Annotated in this window: 21 protein-coding genes and 5 pseudogenes; 12 read left to right on the forward strand and 14 right to left on the reverse strand. The window is 69.3% G+C overall.

Annotated elements, in window-relative coordinates; translation table 11 throughout:
- Positions 1–128 precede the first annotated feature (128 nt).
- A complete protein-coding gene (locus ACTWPV_RS45385) occupies positions 129–887 on the forward strand; it encodes an SDR family NAD(P)-dependent oxidoreductase (protein ID WP_443156565.1) in 759 nt (252 codons plus the stop codon).
- A gap of 10 nt (positions 888–897) precedes the next feature.
- Here ACTWPV_RS45385 and ACTWPV_RS45390 read toward each other — a convergent pair whose 3' ends face one another.
- The gene (locus ACTWPV_RS45390; protein WP_443156638.1) at positions 898–3036 is read right to left on the reverse strand and encodes a Tn3 family transposase; all 2139 of its coding nucleotides are present in this window, start codon (positions 3034–3036) and stop codon (positions 898–900) included.
- Here ACTWPV_RS45390 and ACTWPV_RS45395 point away from each other — a divergent pair.
- Entirely contained in the window at positions 2989–3147 is a 159-nt protein-coding gene (locus ACTWPV_RS45395) for a hypothetical protein (protein WP_443156644.1), read from the forward strand. The two genes, ACTWPV_RS45390 and ACTWPV_RS45395, sit on opposite strands and share 48 nt — an antisense overlap.
- Positions 3148–3402: 255 nt before the next feature.
- Here the strand turns inward: ACTWPV_RS45395 and ACTWPV_RS45400 are convergent.
- A pseudogene (locus ACTWPV_RS45400) lies at positions 3403–3819 on the reverse strand (DUF4158 domain-containing protein); the annotation flags it as partial.
- Between the two features lie 162 nt (positions 3820–3981).
- On the opposite strand from ACTWPV_RS45400, the pseudogene ACTWPV_RS45405 reads away from it, so the two are divergent.
- Positions 3982–5001: pseudogene (locus tag ACTWPV_RS45405) on the forward strand (DUF2891 family protein); the annotation flags it as partial.
- Between the two features lie 102 nt (positions 5002–5103).
- Here ACTWPV_RS45405 and ACTWPV_RS45410 read toward each other — a convergent pair.
- Together ACTWPV_RS45410 and ACTWPV_RS45415 are read right to left on the reverse strand one after the other, a co-directional pair.
- Positions 5104–5610 (reverse strand): PP2C family protein-serine/threonine phosphatase, encoded by a 507-nt coding sequence (locus ACTWPV_RS45410; protein ID WP_443156566.1) that lies wholly within the window; start codon positions 5608–5610, stop codon positions 5104–5106.
- A 19-nt stretch (positions 5611–5629) separates the two neighbouring features.
- Positions 5630–6145, reverse strand: a pseudogene (locus tag ACTWPV_RS45415) (PP2C family protein-serine/threonine phosphatase); the annotation flags it as partial.
- Between ACTWPV_RS45415 and ACTWPV_RS45420 the strand changes: the two are divergent.
- Positions 6027–6308, forward strand: a complete 282-nt coding sequence (locus ACTWPV_RS45420) for a hypothetical protein (RefSeq protein WP_443156567.1) — start codon at positions 6027–6029, stop codon at positions 6306–6308. The pseudogene ACTWPV_RS45415 and the gene ACTWPV_RS45420 sit on opposite strands and share 119 nt — an antisense overlap.
- A 176-nt stretch (positions 6309–6484) precedes the next feature.
- Here the strand turns inward: ACTWPV_RS45420 and ACTWPV_RS45425 are convergent.
- Positions 6485–7135, reverse strand: a pseudogene (locus ACTWPV_RS45425) (PAS domain-containing protein); the annotation flags it as partial.
- Positions 7136–7253: 118 nt separating this feature from the next.
- Positions 7254–7562, reverse strand: coding sequence for a helix-turn-helix domain-containing protein (locus ACTWPV_RS45430; protein ID WP_443156568.1), 309 nt, complete (start codon positions 7560–7562; stop codon positions 7254–7256).
- A gap of 45 nt (positions 7563–7607) precedes the next feature.
- Here ACTWPV_RS45430 and ACTWPV_RS45435 point away from each other — a divergent pair, with 45 nt between their 5' ends.
- Positions 7608–8312 carry an FAD-dependent monooxygenase gene (locus ACTWPV_RS45435; RefSeq protein ID WP_443156569.1) on the forward strand — a complete coding sequence of 235 codons (705 nt, stop codon included), beginning with the start codon at positions 7608–7610 and terminating at the stop codon, positions 8310–8312.
- A 107-nt stretch (positions 8313–8419) separates the two neighbouring features.
- Here the strand turns inward: ACTWPV_RS45435 and ACTWPV_RS45440 are convergent, their stop codons facing one another.
- Complete coding sequence (locus tag ACTWPV_RS45440) at positions 8420–8740, reverse strand: permease (RefSeq protein ID WP_443156570.1); 321 nt, start codon at positions 8738–8740, stop codon at positions 8420–8422.
- Positions 8741–9088: 348 nt separating this feature from the next.
- On the opposite strand from ACTWPV_RS45440, the gene ACTWPV_RS45445 reads away from it, so the two are divergent.
- The 3 genes from ACTWPV_RS45445 to ACTWPV_RS45455 are packed head-to-tail and all read left to right on the forward strand — an operon-like array spanning position 9089 to position 11885.
- Positions 9089–10111 (forward strand): FecCD family ABC transporter permease, encoded by a 1023-nt coding sequence (locus ACTWPV_RS45445; RefSeq protein ID WP_443156571.1) that lies wholly within the window; start codon positions 9089–9091, stop codon positions 10109–10111.
- On the forward strand, positions 10111–10908 hold the full coding sequence (locus ACTWPV_RS45450) for an ABC transporter ATP-binding protein (protein WP_443156572.1): 798 nt from the start codon (positions 10111–10113) through the stop codon (positions 10906–10908). Before ACTWPV_RS45445 ends, ACTWPV_RS45450 begins: the two co-directional genes overlap by 1 nt.
- Complete coding sequence (locus ACTWPV_RS45455) at positions 10905–11885, forward strand: ABC transporter substrate-binding protein (protein ID WP_443156573.1); 981 nt, start codon at positions 10905–10907, stop codon at positions 11883–11885. The genes ACTWPV_RS45450 and ACTWPV_RS45455 overlap by 4 nt, the downstream gene beginning before the upstream one ends.
- A 28-nt stretch (positions 11886–11913) precedes the next feature.
- Here ACTWPV_RS45455 and ACTWPV_RS45460 read toward each other — a convergent pair whose 3' ends face one another.
- From ACTWPV_RS45460 to ACTWPV_RS45470, 3 genes and pseudogenes are all read right to left on the reverse strand, one after another.
- Complete coding sequence (locus ACTWPV_RS45460; RefSeq protein ID WP_443156645.1) at positions 11914–12174, reverse strand: hypothetical protein; 261 nt, start codon at positions 12172–12174, stop codon at positions 11914–11916.
- 90 nt (positions 12175–12264) lie between these two features.
- Positions 12265–12351, reverse strand: a pseudogene (locus ACTWPV_RS45465) (hypothetical protein); the annotation flags it as partial.
- Positions 12321–12812: a hypothetical protein gene (locus tag ACTWPV_RS45470; RefSeq protein WP_443156646.1), complete on the reverse strand. Its 492-nt coding sequence runs from the start codon at positions 12810–12812 to the stop codon at positions 12321–12323. The pseudogene ACTWPV_RS45465 and the gene ACTWPV_RS45470, both read right to left, overlap by 31 nt.
- Between ACTWPV_RS45470 and ACTWPV_RS45475 the strand changes: the two genes are divergently transcribed.
- Positions 12793–14022 carry an MFS transporter gene (locus ACTWPV_RS45475; protein WP_443156639.1) on the forward strand — a complete coding sequence of 410 codons (1230 nt, stop codon included), beginning with the start codon at positions 12793–12795 and terminating at the stop codon, positions 14020–14022. The two genes, ACTWPV_RS45470 and ACTWPV_RS45475, sit on opposite strands and share 20 nt — an antisense overlap.
- 317 nt (positions 14023–14339) lie before the next feature.
- Here the strand turns inward: ACTWPV_RS45475 and ACTWPV_RS45480 are convergent, their stop codons facing one another.
- Genes ACTWPV_RS45480 through ACTWPV_RS45495 form a run of 4 tightly spaced genes read right to left on the reverse strand, consistent with a single transcriptional unit; the run spans position 14340 to position 17856 of the window.
- Entirely contained in the window at positions 14340–15536 is a 1197-nt protein-coding gene (locus tag ACTWPV_RS45480) for an NAD(P)/FAD-dependent oxidoreductase (RefSeq protein WP_443156574.1), read from the reverse strand.
- Positions 15533–15730 (reverse strand): ferredoxin, encoded by a 198-nt coding sequence (locus tag ACTWPV_RS45485; RefSeq protein WP_347648546.1) that lies wholly within the window; start codon positions 15728–15730, stop codon positions 15533–15535. The genes ACTWPV_RS45480 and ACTWPV_RS45485 overlap by 4 nt, the downstream gene beginning before the upstream one ends.
- A 24-nt stretch (positions 15731–15754) precedes the next feature.
- Positions 15755–16879 carry a cytochrome P450 gene (locus ACTWPV_RS45490; RefSeq protein ID WP_443156575.1) on the reverse strand — a complete coding sequence of 375 codons (1125 nt, stop codon included), beginning with the start codon at positions 16877–16879 and terminating at the stop codon, positions 15755–15757.
- 23 nt (positions 16880–16902) lie between these two features.
- Positions 16903–17856, reverse strand: coding sequence for an MFS transporter (locus tag ACTWPV_RS45495; RefSeq protein WP_443156576.1), 954 nt, complete (start codon positions 17854–17856; stop codon positions 16903–16905).
- Positions 17857–18360: 504 nt separating this feature from the next.
- On the opposite strand from ACTWPV_RS45495, the gene ACTWPV_RS45500 reads away from it, so the two are divergent.
- The 3 genes from ACTWPV_RS45500 (at position 18361) to ACTWPV_RS45510 (ending at position 20479) form a co-directional block, all read left to right on the forward strand.
- Positions 18361–19107, forward strand: coding sequence for a VOC family protein (locus ACTWPV_RS45500; protein ID WP_443156577.1), 747 nt, complete (start codon positions 18361–18363; stop codon positions 19105–19107).
- Between the two features lie 432 nt (positions 19108–19539).
- Positions 19540–19851, forward strand: coding sequence for a tyrosine-type recombinase/integrase (locus ACTWPV_RS45505; RefSeq protein WP_443156578.1), 312 nt, complete (start codon positions 19540–19542; stop codon positions 19849–19851).
- A gap of 7 nt (positions 19852–19858) precedes the next feature.
- Positions 19859–20479 carry a TetR/AcrR family transcriptional regulator gene (locus ACTWPV_RS45510; protein WP_443156640.1) on the forward strand — a complete coding sequence of 207 codons (621 nt, stop codon included), beginning with the start codon at positions 19859–19861 and terminating at the stop codon, positions 20477–20479.
- Positions 20480–20537: the final 58 nt, after the last annotated feature.

Genomic DNA, 20537 nt, shown 5'->3' on the forward strand with positions numbered 1-20537 from the left:
TCCCGAGGCGAGTCACTTGACTCGCCTCGGGGGGCTGCTTACAGTGCACCAGCAAGGCGAGTCGAGTGACTCGCATCTGATCTGTGGCACCTGGACGCATCCTGGTTGTCGCACGGTGGAGGAAGTTCATGACAATCGACAAGATCGCTTTGGTGACCGGTGCGAATCGCGGCCTCGGGCGCAGCGCGGCCATCGCCCTGGCCACACGCGGGGTGCGGGTCGTGGTCACCCACCGCGGCGATGTGGCCGGGGCTGAGAAGACGGCGGAACAGGTGCAGGCCGTGGGTGGGGCTGCCGCTGTTCTCGGGCTCGACATCAGTGACGTCTCCTCCTTCGCGTCCTTCACCTCCGAACTGGGCGTGCAGCTGGAGCGCTGGGGTGCTTCGCGGCTCGACATCCTGGTCAACAACGCGGGAGTGGGAGTCTTCGGGCCGCTGGAGACTGTCACGATCGACGACTTCGACACGGTGATGGGCACCAACGTCCGGGGCACGTTCTTCCTCATCCAGTCGCTCATGCCGCTGCTGGTCCAGGGCGGCCAGGTCATCAACGTCTCGACGTCACTGACCCGCCACACCAGCCCCGCCACCTCGGTCTACTCCGCATCGAAGGCCGCCGTCGAGGCTCTGAGCCGCACCCTCGCCGCAGAACTCGGACCTCGCGGCATCCGGGTCAACTCCATCGCCCCGGGGCCGACCGCCACCGACTTCAACGGTGGCGCGATGCGGGACGACGCCGGAATGCGTCAGGTTCTGGCCGGACAGACCGCGCTCGGCCGCGTCGGCGAACCTGAGGAGATCGGCGACGCCATCGCTACGCTGGCCTCCGAGGGACTGCGCTGGGTCACCGCCCAGCGCATCGAGGTCTCTGGCGGCGCCCTCCTGTGACGCCGGGCTCTCAGGCGGCCAGGCCGAGGTCGAGGCGGCGGTCCATGTCGATGTCGATCCGCCCGTAGAGGTTGGCGTTGGACCAGAACAGCGGCGAAAGGCCGCGTTTGTCGGCGTCGGTCATCTTCTCCTGCCAGGCCGGATCCTTCAGGACGGACTGCACCAGCAGCGTATTGATGAACACCAGCGCCGACTGCAGCAGGTGCAGACTCAGCATGGAGACTTCCTGGTGCTCCTTGTCGCTGCCGGGCAGGGTGCCGGCGCTGCCGTAGAACAGGTCGGTGTTGGCCGAATTCCAGTTCTCCACGACCTGCAGGCCCTCGTGGATCTCCCGGCGCAGCTCCTGCGAGGCGACGTACTCGGCGACGAACACGCTCTTGACCGCCTTGCCGAGCTCCTCGATGGCCTTGTAAGTGGGGTGCTTGGGGCCGCCGCGGGTGAAGCGGCGCAGCACCTGCTCGGCCTCGCCCGTCCCCAGCCGCAGGGCGGTGGCGTACTTGACCATCTGGTCGTACTGCTGAGCGATGATCTTCCAGTCGATCGGCTTGTCGGACACCATGCCGCTCAGGCTGGACGGGACCTGGTCGTTGGCATCGGCCTTGACCACCTTCTGGTGGGCGATCCTCTTCATCCGCGGCAGCAGCTTGAAGCCCAGTAGGTAGGAGAAGGCGAACCCGACCAGCGACTGGCCATGACTATCGGTGTACTGGCGGTCGATGGTTGCATCGGTGCAGTGCCGCAGCACACCCTCCATCATCGCGGCGACCTCGGAGGCGTTGCAGGTCCGCAGCTGGGAGTAGACGCACACCGACTTGCGGTCCACGTGCCAGTAGATCATGACGCCGGGCCCGCCGTAGCGGGCGTGGTACTCGGTCATCAGGTTCGACGACCATGACCCGAACTTCTTGGAGTCCGACGCGCATGCGGTGCCGTTGCCCCACCACAGCGGGTCGCGCATCTTCAGGGTGGCGTTGACCAGGGTGGCGATCGCCTTGCGCAGGTTGTCGCGGTTGACGAACAGGTGACGGGTCGCGCGCAGGGCCGCTTCGGTCTCGCCGTGGTGGCCGCCGTCGGCGACCCGTTTGATCCCGACATTCGTGCCCAGTGCGTACAAGACCAGCAGCAGCCGTTTACGGATCACCTCGCGCGGGGTCGCCTCCCTGGTGGCGACCGTGGTGAAGGCGTCGGTGAAGTCGGTGACGAAGTCCGACTCCTTCAAGAAGTCCAGCAGGTCGATGATCCCCCAGCGGACGGCGACCTCGGTGTGCAGAGCCCGCAGGTTCTCCGGCACCGTCAGCTTGCCCAGGTCGGGGATGTGCCAGCGCGGCTCGCCGCGGTGCGTCTTCACCTTCGTCCCGCCGGACTTGTTCCTGGCCACCGCTTCCCCGCACGCCGCCATCGAGGCGCGCATCGCCTCCTTCAACGTCTCGATGAACACCGTGGCGTCCAGCGGCTGACGCAGTTCCTCGTAATGGACATCGCGGTTGTCCTCGAAGTCGGTCGGCAAGTCCTCGTCGGGGTTGCGCCAGCGGCGGGCGCCGGCGACGTAGATCTCGCGGCGGCGCAGCGCGTCCTTCAACGACACGATCACGCACAGCTCGTAGGAGGCCCGCTCGATGACCCCGTTCTCATCGACCACCGCTTCCAGCCAGCCGTCCGGCACCACGCCCTCGATCGGGACGTTCTCCGAAGCGTCGTAGTGGCGGGTCGTGTTCGGGATATCGGCGTAGCGCTGCAGCAGGTCCAGCGCGTCCATCACCGGCCGGTAGGCGGTGTTGTTGCACTTGAACTCGAGCGCGGCCAGCAACTTGGGCAGCATCCGCCGGTAGTAGGAGGAATACGAGCTGGTCAGCACGGTACGCACCTGGGCCTTGAACGTCTTGGCGTCCGCCTTCGCCTCGGTCACCAGCGCCTGCAGCGTCGCCTCCCCGCCCGGCACCGCCGGAAACACCACCTGCCGGACCGTGCCCTCCGGCCGGCGCAGCGACGCCTCGGCGATCGAGAACAGCTTCTCGCTCTTGCGGTGCACCTTCTTGGCCTCCGCCGCTATCGCCCGCTCGACCTTCCGCTCCGCCCTGGTGTTGATCTTCGATACCAGGCGATGAGCAGATCGACCAGCGCATCGGTGATCTCCGTCGTCCGCGACCAGGCCAGCGCCGCCATCAACGTCAACCGGATCGCCGGCGGGTTGGCCGCGAAGTCCGACGGATGCGAGGCCATCGCCCGCGCCCGCCAAGAGGCCACCAGCCGGTCCGAATAGCCACCGAACAGATCCGCCGGCAACCCGAGCGTCTTGGCCCGCCGCAACTTCCTGATCTCCTCCAGCAGCGTCTCCAGGCCCAGCCGGCCGGGGTCGGACTTCAGCTCCAGCAGGAACCCGTCCTCGCCCGTAGCCAGCTCCCACAGCGCCCGCGCCGAGTCCCGCCGACAACCCGTTCAGCACATGCAGGCAGAACTTCCGCTCGAAGTGGGCCCGGCCCGCGCCCACGATCCGGTCCATCCGGCCCGGCGGTTCGATCTTTAACTTCCGGCAGCGAGGCAGCAGCGCCGCCCGCAGCCCTTCGTCGGTGAACACCATCGGACAGATCTTTTTCGCCAGCCACCCGGCCAGCACGTCCTCATCCGCCCGGGTCGACTCCCGAAATCCCAGCGCCTCCCGCACCTGCGCCCGGTGGTACTCGATCGTCGACCCCGACCACCGATACTCCGAAAACAGCGCAGCGTCGACCTTCACCTGCCCGGCCATGTAGTCCACCGCCGCCCGCGGCACCTCACCCGCATGTCGCGGGAAGCGGCCCTCTTGCTCGAAGAACTTCAGCAACAGACCGAAGCCCAGACGGGTCGCCCCCGTCTTGTTCCCCACCAGCTCCCAGTCGCTGTCCAGCAGCGTCCACGCCGCGATCAGCTCCTCCGGCTCCCACTCCCGACGCATCCCGCCGCTCCCTTCGCCCGACCGACCCCCGAGAACAGGGCACACGATCGAACGGGGAACATCCCCTACGCCCCGGTACGCGCGATTCGTGACGACTACGAACCGCAACCGTGATCTAGCTCATCGCTACTTTGGGGCTGGGGTCGCCTTCGGGAGCAGGACGCCTTCGAGGCCTGCGCTGATTTCCTGGGGTTCGCGGCGTGGCTGCCTGCGTTCCTGCCCGGGCTGACACATGGTGAGTCACAGACTCTGCTGGGGCCGCCGATGGTGTCCGGTCGTCGCGATCCGCGCATCGGGCACCTGATCGGGCGGGCGATCAGGCGCCGCGGCGCTGTGGGTAATCGCCGCCGCGCTCCCGGCGGACGATGGGCGGCGTCCGGGCTTACCGCTGCCGCCGAAGCGCAGCTGAAGGCCGCTCTGTCGCAGGTGATCGCCGGTGACTTCGTCAACGATCATTGGCTCGCCACGTTCGCCGTGCTCGCCTTGGACGCCGCCGTTTGGGGTGATGCCTGCCTGGTACGGACGACATCGTGCTCACGACACGCGCCTCAGGACCGGAGCACGAGGCCGGGTGTACGGGAGACTGAGCTCATGTTTCCGGAGACTCCCGCTGCTGCGGCGGCACTGTCGGTGGTCAGGCGTTTCTGCTCACCCGCGCTGCTCAACCACTGCGTCCGGTCCTACCTTTGGGGAGCGATGTACGGTGCTGCGCACCGCATCGCCTACGACGATGAGTTGTACTACGTTTCGGCGCTGCTCCACGACATCGGGCTGACGGAGGCGTTCGACAGCCATACAGTGCCGTTCGAGGAGGCGGGAGGCCAGTTGGCCTGGGTCTTCGGTACGGTGGCCGGCTGGCCGGCGGAACGAGCCGCCAGAGCCGAGAAGATCATCGTGCTGCACATGCGCGACGACGTGCCCGCGGCCACCGACCCCGAGGCACATCTGCTGCAGGTCGCCACAAGCTGGGAGACCGTAGGGCGGCATGCCGAGCAATTCTCGGCGGACGCACGAGCAGAGATGCTTGCCCGCTATCCCCGTTTGGGATTCGGCAGGGATTTCCTGGCGTCCTTCGAGGACCAGGCGAGGCGCAAGCCGGGCAGCGCCACCGCCGCCTCGGTCCGCAACGACCTCGCCACCCGGAGCGCCGCAAACCCTCTCGAAGGCCCCTTGCCCACCTGAGCTCGTTGACAGCAGGCAGAGGTCAGACCGCTACCCTCGATCATCTTGAACATGAACCCCTCGGGCTGACTGAGATTCGGCGCCATCCGGAGAGCCGAATGATTAACGGGTGCGGGCCACCAGGAGCGCGACGTCGTCCTCGGAGTTGGTGTCGCCCACCATGCCCTGGATGACCGTCGTGCAGATCCGGTCCAGCGGAAGCGCGGCAGCACCGGCCAGGACGCCGCCGAGACGGTCGATGCCGGCCTCGATGTCGGCCTCGCGGGTCTCGATCAGGCCGTCGGTGTAGAGGGCGATCAGGCTGCCTTCGGCGAGTTCGAGGTCGAGGGATCGGTAGGAGCCGAGCCCCAGGCCGATCGGGGTGCCGCTGGGCGGCCGGTGGAAGGTGACGGCGCCGGAAGGGGCGACGGTCGCGGGGGGCGGGTGCCCGGCGGCGGCCAGGGTGCAGCGCCGGGTGGCCGGGTCGTAGACCGCGTACACACAGGTGGCTCCCGCGGCGTCCGGGAAACCGTCGGGGCCGGCGTCCTCCTCCGCCAGCCGTACCACGAGATCGTCGAGGTGGGCCAGCAGCTCGTCCGGCGGCAGCCCGAGGTACGCGAGGGTGCGCACGGCGGTGCGACAGCCGCCCCATGGTCGCGGCGGCGTTGATCCCGTGCCCGGTCACGTCCCCGACGACGAGCGCGACCCGGCCGTCACGCAGCGGGATCGCGTCGAACCAGTCACCGCCGACGCCGTCGTGCACGTCGGAGGGCAGATAGTGCGAGACCACGTCGACGGCGTCGCCGCCCGTCAGGTTGCTCGGCAGCAGGTTGCGCTGCAGCGCGAGCGCGGCCGTGCGCTCACGGGTGTACTGGCGCGCGTTGTCCAGGCTCAGCGCGGCACGCGCGCCGAGCTCCTCCGCGAGAAGCAGGTCGTCCCTCGTGAACGACTCCGGGTTGTCGGTGCGGACGAACACGGCCACGCCCAGAATATCGCCCCGGGCCTGCAACGGGACGATGATCAGCGTGTGCATGCCGGTGTCGTGAATGACCGCGGCCCGGTCCGGGTCCTGGTCGAGCCAGGTGCCGGAGGAGGTGTCCAGCACCGGCTCGAAGTGGGCCCGGCCCGAGGACAGGACCTCGGTGAAGGGCGACGACGGGGGCACGAACACCGCCTGCCCCAGCGGCCAGAGGGATTCGGGGCTCCCGTCGTGGATCGAGGCCACGCCCGCCCGGCGGAACACGGGAACGCTCACCTCCGTGGCGGCCAGCCGCTGCAGGGGTTCGGCGTACGGGAAGACCGATTCGGCGAGATCGACGGTGACGTAGTCGGCGAGGACGGGCACGGCCAGGTCGGCCAGCTCCTGCGCCGTCTTCGTGACATCGAGCGTGCTGCCGATGCGGACGCTGGCCTCGCGGAGCAGGGCGAGCCGGTCGCGCGAGCGGCTGTGGCTGATGTCCATGGTCAGCGTGCACACGCCGAGCGGCCGCCCGTCCACGCCTTCGAGCCGGAACAGCGAGGTCGACAACATACGGTCCTCGCGCCGGTCGGACGAGGACCAGCGGTTCTCGCGGTCGAGATGCGGGACACCGCTGGTGAGTACCTGGCGCACCGTCTCCTGCATGGCCTCGGTGTGCCTGCCCGGCAGGGGTTCGGCCAGGGAGCGGCCGAGCTCGTACCAGGGAAAGACCGTCCGCAGACGCTCCGCCGCCGTGTTCAGCCACACGCAGCGCAGGTCGTGGTCCCAGATCGCCATCGCCACCGGAGTACGCCTGATGAGCGGCTCCACCCAGGAGCACGCCCGACCCGAGGCGCCGGCGGTGGCCGGTGTCACCGCCACCAGCCAGGCCGGCTCCTCTCCCGATGTGACCAGCCGGGAGCCCTCGACGTGCCCGAGGACCCTGGTGCCGTCACGATGGCGGAACTCGGCGAATCCCGGCCAGGCCTCCTGGCCGCCGTACACCGCGTCCCAGGCCGCCGCGCGCTCCGGCATGATGAGCAGCGCGCAGGAACGGTTGAGGACCTCGGCCGCGCGGTAGCCGAGAAGCTCCTCCGCGCCCGGCGTCCACCCGATCACCATGCCTTCGGAGTCGATCAGGATGACCGCCGTGGGGGTGCTGTTCGGCATGCTCTCCGATGTGGCCATGACGGGCATACGTTGATCACTCGTTTCATGGTTTGGATCCGCCTGTGTGGCGAGGCGATATTAGTTGAAGATTTAGTCACTGCTCGCACCGGTGCTCTGACGCGACCTGAGCCCTGTGGGCGCGGGATCAAACCGCGTTGGCGCGGCGAGCCGTGCTGAACCGGCGTTGGTAGGCGGCCGGGCTGATCGACAGCTTCCTGGCGAAAACCCGGCGCATGCTCTCGTAGCTGGGGAACCCGGCGAGGGTCGCGGCCTGCGTCGCGGTGTGCCCTTGGTCGAGCAGTGCCCTGGCCATGTCGAATCGGATGTTCTCCACGTAGCGGGCCGGTGTCGTGGACAGCTCGCCGTGGAAAAGCCGGGTGAGGTGCCGGGTGCTCACGTTGAGGTGTTTCGCGAGTTCACCGAGCGAGTGGTCCCCGCGGGGGTTCGCCGTCACCAGATCGGTGATCTGGCGGAGAGCCGGCGAGCGGGGCGGCGGTCCTTGCAGCGGTGCCGAGAACTGGGACTGGCCGCGGCCCGCGCGGTGCTCGACCCGGCCGCGCCCCGCCCGGAGTACGCTGGCCTGTACGCCGTCTCTGGCGTCTCGCGGGCGCCGAGCGTCGACCCGGGCGTGTTCAATATGACGTTCGCCCGCAACGGAGCTTTTATCCACCTCGGTGCCGGGGACGGCGAGGTCTGGTGGTCCGCGCAGATCGCCGACCCGGCCGAACCGGACAGGACCGGCGTCACCGACGCCGAATGGCTGCGCCGCACCGCCGACCTCTACCGGCACGAGAGCGTTCCGTCGGCGGTCATCGCGGCCACCACCCGCCTGCACCCTACGGTGATCATGCACGCCGTTGACCCGGTCTCCACCTGGCATAACGACCGGATCGTTCTCATCGGTGACGCCGCCCACCCCGTCGGCGCCGGGCAGGGCGCGTCCATGGCCATCGAAGACGCCCTCACTCTTGCCGCAACTCTGCGCACCACCCCAGCGATCCCCGACGCCTTGGCCGCCTACGACGCCCGGCGCCGTCCCCGCATCATCAAGCTTCTGGGCGCCGCTGACGACAACCGCGACGCCAAGAAGGCCGGTCCCGTCAAACGCAGCCTGCAAGCCGCCGTGATGCGAGTGTTCGTCCCGCTCTTCTACGAGAAGGCCACCGCCTGGCTCTACGACCACGACCCCGGGGTCCTGACCTGAACGTCGTGCCCTCCAGGCGCACCATCGCGCAATCTTCGCCTGGTGAGCCAAGGCCGGCCCCGAGCGCTACCGACGGCGCAACACCGTCGAACGCTGCTTCCAGAAGATCAGGCCTGGCGTGGATCGCCACGTTCAGGGTCGCCGCCGCCAGCGCGCCGACCACCAGGAACCCGCCGGCATGCAGCAGGTCGCAGCACCGCCCCGGCCATGCCCGCGACGGGCACCGTCGTGTAGGTGCGCCGGGGCAGCGCCCGCGTCCAGAACGAGGCGGGCGCGAACGCGGTGATGGCCGCCGACAACGCCACCCCCAGCACCAGGAACGGCAGGGCCTGCACGCACACGGCCGCGAACACGGTCGCCCAGGTCCGCAGCGCCGGATGCGTCAGGTAGGGCGCGAGCAGGAACCGCCCCGTCACCAGCAGGGCCACGAGGTGAACGCCCAGGGCGGCCGGAACCCGGCCGAGCCCTGTGGTGACCCGGACTCCGGCGGCCGGCCACGCTCCGGAACCGGCCGATCCGCCGTACTCGGCTGCGACATCGCCCTCCCCAGCCCCACGCAGGTACGCGGCAGCAGACTGACCCGGCTGTCTCCACGCCTTCGCTCCGATAGTGCGCGAGTCATTCGTGGTGATACGGTCTGTTGGAAATGATTCTCATTTTCTGGAGTGTCTTTGAGAACGTTGCGTGAGTCAGGTTCATCGGGCTCCGGCGCGGCATCCTCACCGGCGGTCCCGGGAACTGGCGACTCGCCCACCGGTAAGGTGACGGGGCCGGCCATGCCGCTGATCGTCGTTCTGCTGGCCGGCGTTCTCGTGGTGTCGGTGCTGCTGGCGATCGGGCTGGGCGCGGCCACCGTGCCACCGGGGGAGACGCTGCGCTTCCTCTGGGCGGCCGTGACCGGAGGCACGATCGGGGCCGACGAGGTCACCGCGTACCAGATCATCTGGCAGGTCAGGACGCCGCGCGTGCTGCTGGCGGTCCTGGTGGGGGCCGGGCTCAGCGTGGTCGGGGTGGCGATCCAGGCGATGGTGCGCAACGCGCTGGCCGACCCGTTCGTCCTCGGCGTGTCGTCGGGCGCGTCGGCGGGGGCGGTGCTCGTCAGCGCCACCGGCGCGCTCACCGCGCTGGGGATCTACGCGGTCTCGGCCGGCGCGTTTCTCGGGGCGCTGCTCGTCTCCGGTCTGGTCTACCTGGCCTCCCGTGGCGCCGGCGGGCTGGCGCCGCTGCGGCTGGTGCTCACGGGAGTGGCGATGGCGTTCGGTTTCCAGGCGGTGATGAGCCTCATCGTCTACTTCGTCCCGGACGGCGAGTCGACGAGCACGGTGCTGTTCTGGTCGATGGGCGGCTTCGGCGCGGCCACGTGGGGAGCGCTGCCGGTCGTGGCGGTCGTCACCGTGGTCACCGTCGTGGTGCTGCGCCGTTCCGGGCGGAGCCTGGACGTGCTCGCGCTGGGTGACGAGACGTCGGTGAGCCTCGGTGTCGACACCGTCAGGTTTCGCCGGGGCCTGTTCGTGCTGACGTCGCTGGCGACCGGGGCCATGGTCGCGGTCAGCGGCGCGATCGGCTTCGTCGGACTGGTCATGCCGCATCTGGTGCGGCTGTGGGTGGGCGCGGCGCACGTACGCGTGCTCACCATCGCGCCGCTGGCCGGGGCGATCTTCATGGTGTGGGCCGACCTGGTGGCCAGGACCCTGGTCGCTCCGCGCGAGCTGCCACTGGGCGTGATCACCGCGCTGGTGGGCGTGCCGGTGTTCGTCGTGCTGCTGCGCCGCCGCGGCTACCTGTTCGGAGGTCGCTGATGACCCGCCTGCTGCTGGACGATCTCTCGGTGTCCATCGACGGCGCCGCCATTGTCAGGGATCTGGCGCTCACCGTCGAGGACGGGGAAGTGGTGGGGCTGGTCGGGCCCAACGGTTCGGGGAAGACGACAGCCCTGCGGTGCGTGTATCGGGCGTTGCGGCCGACGGGCGGCGCGGTGCGGATCGACGGGCAGGACCTGTCGCGGATGCCGCTGCGCGACAGCGCCCGCGTGATCGCCGCCCTCACGCAGGAGGGGCGGGCGGATCTCGACTTCACCGTCGCGGAGGTCGTCGCCCTCGGCCGCGCTCCCCACCTGCGCGGCAACCAGGCGCTCAGCGCCCGCGAGAGCGAGCTGTGCCGCGAGGCGATGGCGCAGATGGAGGTGCTGCACCTGGCCGACCGCGGTGTGCTGTCGCTGTCCGGCGGTGAATGCCAGCGGGTCCTGGTGGCCCGGGCGCTCGTGCAGGAGCCGCGGGTGCTGGTGCTGGACGAGCCCACCAACCATCTAGACCTGCACCACCAGATCCGGCTGCTGTCGATGCTCAAGGGCGCCGGGGTGAGCGTGCTGGTCACCCTGCACGACCTCAACCTGGCCGCCTCCGCGTGCGACCGGCTGGCGGTGCTGTCGCACGGCGCTCTCGTCGCCTGCGGCCCGCCCGCCGAGGTTCTCACTGGACAACTGCTCCGCGAGGCGTTCGGCGTCGAGGCGAGCGTCGTCCCTCATCCCCTCACCGGGGTCCCCCAGGTGCTCTACGACCTGGGTGCGGCCACGATCATGAAAGGAAACCCCGAGTGAAGAGACCTACCATCGCCGTGCTCCTGGCGAGCACGCTCTTGCTCGCCGGATGCGGCGCGCAGGTGGAGGGTGACGGCGCCGCCGCGAGCACGGTGACGGTCAAGAGGTGCGGCGAGGACGTCCAGTACACCACGCCCCGCCGCGCCATCGTCTACGAGGGCGGCAGCGCCGACAAGATGTTCGCTCTCGGCCTGACCCAGCATGTGCACGGCTACGTGATGCCGCCCGCCAACCCGTCCGTCGAGGAGTCGCCCTGGGCGGCCGAGTACGCCAAGGTCACGTTCCTCAGCGACGACCTGCTCAACCGCGAGCTCGTCGTGGACGCCAAGGCCGACTTCGTGGTCGCCGGCTGGCGCTCGGGCTTCAGCGACCAGCGCGGCATCACCCCCGAGATCCTCGACGGGCTGAAGATTCAGAGCTTCATGCACTCAGAGTCATGTTTCAACTACCCCGGCTACCCTGAGCGGGTGGCGCCGTTCGAGGCCCTTTACACCGACCTCGAACGCCTCGGCCAGATCTTCGGCGTCGAGGCCAAGGCCCAGGAACTGATCGCCGACTACCGCAAGCGCGTCGAGGCGGTTCAGGCGCAGGCGCCCAAGGGCGACCCGACCCCGGTCTTCCTCTACGATTCGGGCACGGACAAGCCGTTCACCGCGGGCAGCCAGGTGCCGCCTACCGACATCATCCGCTTCGCCGGCGGCCGGAACGTGTTCGGTGACCTGGACGCCCGCTGGGGGGAGGTCACCTGGGAGGCCGTGGTCGAGGCCAAGCCGGAGGTCATCGTCATCCTGGACTACGGGGACAAGCCCGCCGCGGAGAAGATCAAGTTTTTGAAGGAGTTCCCCACCACCAGCAAGCTGCCAGCCGTGGTGAACGACCGCTTCTATGTCCTGGACTACAACGAGGGCATCAGCGGCCCGCGCAACATCGACGGGCTTGAAGGATTCGCGAAATACCTACGCGAACTCGAGACATGACCGGATGAGCAGCGCCGCCCGGGGCGGCTCACCAGGTCGCGTGCAGGTTTCCTGCCTCACCGGCGCGGGCGAAGGCGACCGTCAGGCTGCCCAGCGCGTCCGTGGCGATGTGGGCCTCGACGCCGAAGACGTTCCGCAGCCGTTCCGGGGTGATGACCTCGTTCGGCGGCCCGTCGGCGATCAGCGTGCCGCCGCTCATCAGGACGAGGCGGTCGCAGTGGCGGGCGGCCAGGGCCAGGTCGTGCAGGGCCACCAGAATCGTCTGGTCGGTGGTCGCCAGCAGGTCCATCAGGGCAAGCTGGTGTCTGATGTCCAGGTGGTTGGTGGGTTCATCCAGCAGGATGCACCAGGGTTGCTGGCGAGGGCGCGCGGCGATGTGGGTGCGCTGGCGTTCGCCACCGGAGGGCGTCTTCCAGTCCCTGGCCCTCAGCTCGGTCAGGTCGAGGCGTTCCAGCGCGGCGTCGATGACGAGCTGGTCGGTCCGGCCGAGCGCCTTCGATGGGCTACGGGGACGCTGTCGTAGGCGGTCTTGTACTGCGGCGCCACCATGGTCTTCAGATTCGAGGTTCCGGCCATGCGGTCCTGCAGGCCGAGCGCGAGCAGCGTCTCGGTCGAGGAATGGTCCAGCGTGATGACGCGCTCCGGCGGGCTGGAGAACGACAGGCCCTGGCCACAACTGCTCACCCGCACCGCACCTGGGGCAGGAGCGGACGAAGGGGAGACGGATCGGGTACCGCCGCAGGCGGCCGAGGACAAGAGCAGCACAAGCCCGGTGAAGACGCTGATCTCACGGAACGGGGGAAAGGCCTTCAGAGAAGTGGAATGATAGTGGTTTTCACTGCCGCGTTGTGGATCAGAAATCTCGATTGTCCTGGTCCCCTGGAGGAGTCCGCCTGTGATCGCACCGATGCCCACCGACTCGGACACGTCGCCGTCCGCGGCGCGGTCCATCATGCGCGAGGGGCGGTTCCTCCTGCTGTGGTGCGGCACCACCGCCTCAGGGCTGGCGACCTGGGCGCTGCCGTTCGTGCTGGGGCTCGCCGTGCTGGACCGTGGGCTTACCGCCGCCGCTCTCGGGATCGTGCTGGCCACCCGAACGGTGGGTTTCCTCCTTGCGGTGCCGATCAGCGGAGTCCTGGCCGATCGGTACTCGCGACGGGCCGTCGTGTTGTGGGCGGGGCTGGCCGCCGCGCTCGCCACGCCGTTCATCGCGCTAGGGCTCGGACGGTCGATTCCGCTGATGGCCGCGGCGGCGGCGGTCGTCGGCGCGGGCCAGGGGGCGTGCCGGCCCGCGTTCCAGGCGCTCACGGCCGAAGTCGTGGACGCCGGGCGGCGCAGGCAGGCCAACGCCGCCATGACGCTGGCCGTGCGCGTCACCACCCTGGTCGCGCCGGCGGGCACGGCGTTGCTGGCCGCCGTTCTGAACACCTGGTGGCTGCTGATCGGCACCGGGCTGCTATGGCTGGCCGCCGCCGTACTGCCGCCCCGGGGACTGTCGGCCCCGGCACGTCCGGCGGACGGCGCGCGGTTCTTCGCGGAGTTCGGCGAGGGGGTGCGCGAGGCGCGCCGGCACCCGTGGTTCCTCGCCGGGCTGGGCGCGCTGGCCGCCGTCGTCTTCACCGGCTACTCGGCCACCGGCGTGGCACTCCCGCTGGTCAGCCGCGACCGCTACGGCACCGAGGCGATGCTCGCGGCGGCGCTCACCGCCTACACCCTCGGCGCGCTGGCCGGCGCGCTCCTCGTGGCCCGCTGGACGCCGCGAGCTCAGGGCTGGACCGCCCTGGCTGGCCTGGCCCTGTACGGCTTCGCGCCGCTCAGCCTGCTGCTACCGGTGCATCCGGCAGTGGTGTTCGCCGCCTACGTGCTGGCCGGGCTGGGCATCGAGCTGTTCAACGTGCCCTGGTTCACCGCCACGCAGCGCGAGGTGGAGCCGCGCCTGCTCGCCCGGGTCTCCTCGCTCGACTTTCTGGTTTCCTACGGCCTGGCTCCCGTCGGCTTGGCCTTCCTCGCCCCCGCCATCGACGCCTTCGGCTGGCAGCCGGTCCTGGCCGGTTGCGCGCTGGTGTGCTTCCTCGCCCCGGCCGCTGCGGCCCTGGTTCCCAGTAGCCGCGGATTCGCCCGACCTGAGGGGTCCTGAAGATGTCCTTCGGTATCGTCCCTGACCGCGTCGGCGGTCAGGAGGGCGATCGCGTCCGTAACCTGCTCGCCGAGACGGGTGCGGCCATTCTCATTCGAAGGCGAGGTACTTCAGGATCGTTCCGTAACGCGTGAAACCGGCCTCCTTGAGGAGGGCGAGGTTGTCGTCGGTAGAGACCGGCGCAGTGCTCGCGGGCGGCCTGGTGGCCAGGTCCCCCGCAGATCCGCGACATCGTCGAACGTGGCGGCGGCCGCGCCCTGGGCCTGGATGTCACCGACCCCGGCGATCGAGAATCCGGTAGCCGGCGCACATCGCCATCAGCCGCGGCGGACTCCGAGCGCTTGCCGCCAAGGGGTTCGCTCGGCGACATGGCGGCGAAGGTCGCGTGCCTGCCGGGGAAGGTTCCAGGTCACGGCTCCTGTGACGCGACCATCCGTGCTGTACAGGGCGGCGAACTGATGCGTGGCCGGGTCGTCGGCGATGATGTGGAGTTTCGCCTCGCCGCTGGGGCGGCCGTAGGCCTGGATCTTCACGTCGTACTGGTCGCTCCAGAAGTAGGGAACGGGCGCGAACGGGGTTGCCGCGCCGAGAAGGGTTCGCGCGGCGGCAGTGCCCTGCTCGGTGGCGTTCATACGGTGTTCGACGCGCATGCGCCCGAACTGCGGGTGGGACCATGAGGCGAGGTCGCCGGCGGCGACGACGCCGGGGGCGGCCCTGCACGTCTGGTCGCACCGGATGCCGTCGTCCAGGTTCAGCCCGCTGCCGGTCAGCCAGTCGACGGCCGGGGTCGAGCCGATGGCCACCAGCACCAGGTCGGCTGAAACGTGATCGCCGTCGTCCAGGTTCAGACAGGTGACCCGACCATCGTGGCCGCACAGTGCGGTCACGATGGTGCCGGAGCGGACCGTTACGCCGCGCTGGGCATGCAACTCGGCGCACAACTGGGCAACGTGACCTCCGAACTGACGGATCAGCGGGGCGGGCAGCGGGTCGATCAAGGTGACGTTGCGGCCGAGTTCGCGGGCGATCGCGGCGACCTCCGAGCCGAGGAAACCGGCACCGACGACGGCCACGGAGGTGGCGGCCAGCAGCCCGGCCCGCAGGGCGAGCGCGTCGTCGAGGGTGCGCAACAGGTGAACGCTGCCGAGTTCGTGTCCTGCGGGCAGCTGCCGGGGGGTGACTCCGGTGGCGATCACAAGCCCGTCGTAGGGCAGCACACCGCCGTCGGTGAGGGTGAGTTCGCGCGCGTCGGTGTCGAGGCGGGTGGCAGCTACGCCGAGCCGCCAGTCCGCGCCCAGGGCGTCGAGCGCGTCAGGGCGCCGCAGCGTCACGCGGTTGGATTGCCATGTGCCGCGCAGGATCTGCTTGGACAGCGGCGGCCGATCGTAGGGCGGCCAGGATTCGGCGCCGACGATCGTCAGGTCGCCGGTGAATCCGTGGTGGCGCAGGGCCTCCGCGGCGGTCAGCCCGGCCACGGAAGCGCCTACGACAACGATGCGGGACAATTGCTTCACGGGCCCGTGAGCGTGATCGCCAGGGCCGGGCAGATCCGCGCGGCCTCACGGACGTCTTCGTGCAGCCGGGGCTCCGGGCTGTCGTCGAGCAGCACGGCGATGCCGTCGGCGTCGCGCTGGTCGAACACCTCAGGTGCGCTGAGCACGCACTGCCCCGAGCCGGTGCAGGCGTCCTGGTCGACGGTGACCTTCATCTACCTTCTCCTCTTCTGCTTGCTTCACCAGGTGACGGGCAGGTCGCGGACCCCGTAGAAGACCGCGTTGGGGTTGAACGTCAGATCTTGCGGTGGTACGGCCAGAGCCAGCGTGGGAATGCGCCGGAACAGGGTGCCGAAGACGACTTGGAGCTCCACGCGGGCCAGCGGCTGGCCCAGGCACTGGTGGGCGCCGTAGCCGAAGGCGACATGGTGCCGGGCGTTGCGGTGGACGTCGAGCACGTCGGGGTCGGGGAAGGCGGCGAGGTCGCGGTTGGCGGTGCTCTTGACCGCGATGATGCCCTCGCCCCGGCGAATCAGCTGCCCGCCGATCTCAAGATCGGCGGCTGCGACGCGGCGGGCTTCGGTGTGGGTGATGGACAGGTAGCGCAGGAGTTCCTCGACCGCGCCTGCGACCAGGGCAGGGTCGGCGCCGTCGCGCAGTGCCCTCAACTGCTCGGAGTTGGTCAGCAGCGCGGCCGTGCCCAGCGCGATCATGTTCGCGGTGGTGTCGTGCCCGGCCACCAGCAGGAGCTGTCCCATCGTGGCGATCTCGGCCCGGGTCATCGCGCCGGTGCGGTATTGCTCGACGGTCAGCCTGCTGAACACATCATCGCCTGGCTCGGCGTTCTTCTCCTCCACCCGATTCTCCAGGTAGCTGTTCAGCTTCTCGCTGGCGGCCATGGCCTTGGCCGGATCGCCCTCGTCCATGACCAGTTCACCGGCCACCCGCTGGAAGAAGGCGCGGTCGGCGTACGGCACCCCCAGCAGCTCACAGATCACCAGCGAGGGAACCGGCAGCGCGAACGCCTCCACCAGATCGGCCGGGTTCGGCCCGGCGAGCAGGTCATCGATGAGACCATCGACGATCCGCTGAATCGTGGGCCGCAGCACCTCCATCTTCTTGACCATGAAGTCCGCGGTCAGCCGGCGCCGGTGCACCGTGTGCTCCGGCGCGTCCATCTGCATCAGCGTCTTCATCTGCGCGTCGCGCGCCTTGCTCACCGCGTTGGTGTGCGGGAAGCCTGGCTCGGCGACGTCGACGCTGACGCGCGGATCAGCGAGCAGCGCGCGTACGTCGGCGTAGCGGGTTGACCATCCACGGGTCGAGCCAGGGCAGACGGCCGAGAGCCTGCGGTTGGGCTTCACGGCCCGAGGGCGGAATGTGACGCTCACGAGCCAGGCCGGCCGGCTGACGCCGGAGAGCCGGTACGAGATGCCGCGCGGGCGGTGACGGCACCGAACGCACAGATGATCGCGAACCCGAACAGCATGTAACGTGCCGCGTCGAGCATCGAGGAACCGCCCAGGTTGACCAGGGCGCTGGCCACCGCCGTCCCGAACGCGATCGACAGGCTCGTCACCGTGGCGATCGCAGCGGCCGCCCGCTCTCCTTCGCTGGGGTCCTGCGTGCTGGACATCACCGCCACCGACAGGTGCGGATAGGCTAGCCCGACACCGGCACCGGCGATGAACAGCACCGGCACCCACACGAGCACCAGCCAGAGCGGGGCGTCCTGCCGCTGCAGCAGGCCCTGGACGAGGAAGCCGAGCGCCAGGAGCAGCGGGCCGAGCATGCGCAACCGGCCGATCGTGCGCTCCTTGACCGCTGAGGAGCTGACGAGCTGGGTCGCCGACCAGCCCAGCGAGATGGCCGCGCCGAAGAACCCGGCCACGGCCGGGGCCAGCCCGCCCAACCGCTGTCCGAACAACGGCAGGAATGACTCCACCGCGACGCCGAAAGCCAGCAGCGCCAGCGTCAGGTACAGCCACTTCAGCGGCGAACCCGGCCGGTAGGTGCTGCGCGGGAAGACCCGCAGCTCACTGCGCCGCTCATGAGCGACGAAGACGGCCACCAGCAGCAACGCCACCGCGATGCCGGCCGCGATGGCCGCGGCCCCGGACAACACCCCGGCCACGCTGACCGCGGCGGCGGCCGCCGTGACCAGCAGCAGCGAAACCACCGGGACCGGCGCCCGGACGTCGCCGCGGTCGCCGCGTGGCAGTACTCGGGGCACCAGCAAGCCGCACAGCGCCGCGATCACTGCCATCGAGACGAACGCCAACCGCCAGCCCCCGAACTGGGCGAACAGCCCGCCGAGCGCGGGTCCGACGAAATTGCCCACGCCGTACATCGCCGACCGCCAATCTCGGCCACCGCGGTCGGCAGCAGGCTCGAGGCCAGATAGATGTTGATCGCACCGACGAGCACCCCGACGGCCAGGACGATCGCCACGCCGGCGTACTCCGGGCTCAACAGTTCCCGCCACGAGACAGCGGCGGGGGCAGAGGGGTCCGTCACGCGGTCGCCTCCGTCCACGCACCGGGCCTGGTACGTCTCGCTGGACCAGACTCGTCCGTCACGGCGAGAGAGCCGTCCGGCCGGTGGCGCAGCCGTAAGCAGCGGAGCCCGATGTCGGGCTCCGCGTCGCACTGCTCGTTGTCACAAACACTCATGACGTCAAGACTGTCGCTGAACGAGTCCCGGCGACTTTCCCCTCCCGCCGTACCTCCTGCCTGGGCGCGGTAGAGGAAAGCCTCAACACGCGGTGCAACCCGGCCGATCAGCGAAGTCGCCTTAAGTGATCACGCGAACAAAGCATCATCCACCTGGTCATATGATCGACGGCATGGCGACGCGGCTCATTCAGATCCATATGAAGGCTCTGGATCACTCGGTGCTCGGCCGGTGGTGGGCGGAGGTGCTCGGCTGGGGTATTGACAGCGAGGAACCCGGCATCACCGGCATAACTTGCCTCGAGCCCATGGGCTTCGTCTATCCCGACCCCTCCGCCGTCGTCATCGACATCGTTGGCGACCCGGCACCCAAAACGGTGAAGAACCGCGTGCACATTGATCTCGCCACCACCTCTGCGGCCCATCACGCACAGCTGGTCGCGCGCCTCCAGGAGCTCGGCGCGACGCCCGCCGACGTGGGCCAGGGCGACGTGCCGTGGACGGTCCTCGCCGACCCGGAAGGCAACGAGTTCTGCGTGCTGGAGCCTCATCCGCTCAACCAGGACACCGGGCCGATCGCCGCGGTAGTGGTCGACTGCGCGGATCCGCGGGCCATGGCCCGGTTCTGGGACGAAGCGATGGACTGGACCCTGCACGAGGTGACCGACGATCACGCGATGCTCCGGTCCGCCAAGGGTGTCGGCCCTTATCTGGAGTTCCACCGCACGTCCGACGTGAAGACCATGAGGAACAGAGTCCATCTGGACCTCCGGCCATACCCCGGTGACGACCAAGAGGCGGAGGTGGCCAGGTTGAGAGCTCTGGGCGCCATCGACATCAACATTGGCCAGGGCGACGTGCCGTGGACGGTCCTCGCCGACCCGGAAGGCAACGAGTTCTGCGTCCTCACCCCGCGCTGACGCAGAGCCTCTTCACCTGCGGGTCGGGCAACGGTTCCTGAACGGAGTTGTCGGCACTTTCCCGCACAGCGAGGCCATCGCTGCCTGGCCGGAGCCGTCCTGACGTGGACCCGCGAGCGGCGGCCATCCTCGGCAGCGAGATGGGGCCACTTCCCGCCCGGAAGTCAGCCAACGGATGACGTTGACCGTCGCAACCGTGGACGCGGGTGGACCGGGCACGAAGCTCGCTGCGACCACCGTGAACCGGATCCTGGCCGCAGTGTCCTCCTTTTACGAGTACGCCATCGTGTCGGGGCTTCTTGGAAGGTGTGAACCCGATCGAGAAGCGTCCTGACCCAGCGTTGCAGCGGGTGCCACAGCGGCATCAGCCGTTCATGGGCAGGTGCCGCCGCTCCTGCCAGCCGGCAACGGCCGGTCCGTCGCGTCGTCCGCGTGAAGACAGTTCAGAAGGTTTCCCTGCCGCTGGATGAAGCCCAGGTCAACCTGCGGGACCGGGCGATCGTCCTGCTTATGCTGCAGGGCGGGCTGCGCCCCGGCGAGGTACTGGGCCTGTACCTGGACGACATCGCCTACGGCCGCCGCCGGGTGACCGTTCGACATCGCGACGACCATCCCAATGGTGCGCGGTCCAAGTCCCGAACCGAACGAGCCGTTGGCCTCCACGAGCCGGAGACACTAGCGACCATCAGCGCCTACGTGATGAGCGAGCGCCCTTCGACGCCGACCTTCCGCTGGTGTCCCTGATCGGCGGCTGCGGCAAGCGCCGCCGGGGAGCCGAGCTCGAGAACGCCATCCTGGACGCGGCTCGCGAGGAACTGGCCGAACTGGTTACGCGAAGTCCACCATGAGCGGCATCGCCAACCGGGCCGGCACCAGCAAACCCGTGTTGTACCGCCGCTGGAACAGCCTGCCCGAGCTGGTGCTGGACACGCTGGGGAGCCGGTTCGCCAACGTGCCGGTCCCCGACACCGGCGACCTGCGCGACGACGTGCTGGCCCTGTTGCGCCAGGCGCAGGCGAACCTCGCCGACACCCGCCGCGACACGGTCTCCGGACTGATCGCGGACACGGTTCACGACCCGCGACTGGCGCAGCGATTGCGGGACCTCATCGCCGGCTCGACCCTGTCGGACGCCATGTCCACGGTGCTGGAACGCGCGGCCGAACGCGGCCAGATCCCGCCCGGCCCCTGGCCGCGACGCGTGATAACCCTGCCGATCAGCCTGCTGCGGGACGACTTCGTGGTCTTCGGAATCCGGCCATCCGACGCCGACCTGGCCGCGGTCACCGACGAAGTCTTCCTTCCTCTGCTGGGTTACGCGTCCAGCATGGTCCGGAACCGCGATCGTCCGTCGAGCGAGCATCGAGAGTGACACACGTCGCTGATTGGCGCTGTCCGAGTGCGGGCGTCTTTCTTGTACCAGCGGGTGG

This window comes from Nonomuraea sp. KM88, from assembly GCF_052245635.1.
GTDB lineage: Bacteria > Actinomycetota > Actinomycetes > Streptosporangiales > Streptosporangiaceae > Nonomuraea.

Excerpts from the sequence above, each read along its gene's own strand:
- ACTWPV_RS45460 (WP_443156645.1), bottom strand. The coding sequence starts at position 12,174 with ATGGACCTGCTGGCGACCACCGACCAGACGATTCTGGTGGCCCTGCAC.
- ACTWPV_RS45395 (WP_443156644.1), top strand. The coding sequence starts at position 2,989 with ATGAGCAGATCGACCAGCGCATCGGTGATCTCCGTCGTCCGCGACCAG.
- ACTWPV_RS45450 (WP_443156572.1), top strand. The coding sequence starts at position 10,111 with ATGACCCGCCTGCTGCTGGACGATCTCTCGGTGTCCATCGACGGCGCC.
- ACTWPV_RS45385 (WP_443156565.1), top strand. The coding sequence starts at position 129 with ATGACAATCGACAAGATCGCTTTGGTGACCGGTGCGAATCGCGGCCTC.
- ACTWPV_RS45420 (WP_443156567.1), top strand. The coding sequence starts at position 6,027 with ATGACCGCGGCCCGGTCCGGGTCCTGGTCGAGCCAGGTGCCGGAGGAG.
- ACTWPV_RS45500 (WP_443156577.1), top strand. The coding sequence starts at position 18,361 with ATGGCGACGCGGCTCATTCAGATCCATATGAAGGCTCTGGATCACTCG.
- ACTWPV_RS45445 (WP_443156571.1), top strand. The coding sequence starts at position 9,089 with ATGCCGCTGATCGTCGTTCTGCTGGCCGGCGTTCTCGTGGTGTCGGTG.
- ACTWPV_RS45475 (WP_443156639.1), top strand. The coding sequence starts at position 12,793 with ATGCCCACCGACTCGGACACGTCGCCGTCCGCGGCGCGGTCCATCATG.
- ACTWPV_RS45485 (WP_347648546.1), bottom strand. The coding sequence starts at position 15,730 with ATGAAGGTCACCGTCGACCAGGACGCCTGCACCGGCTCGGGGCAGTGC.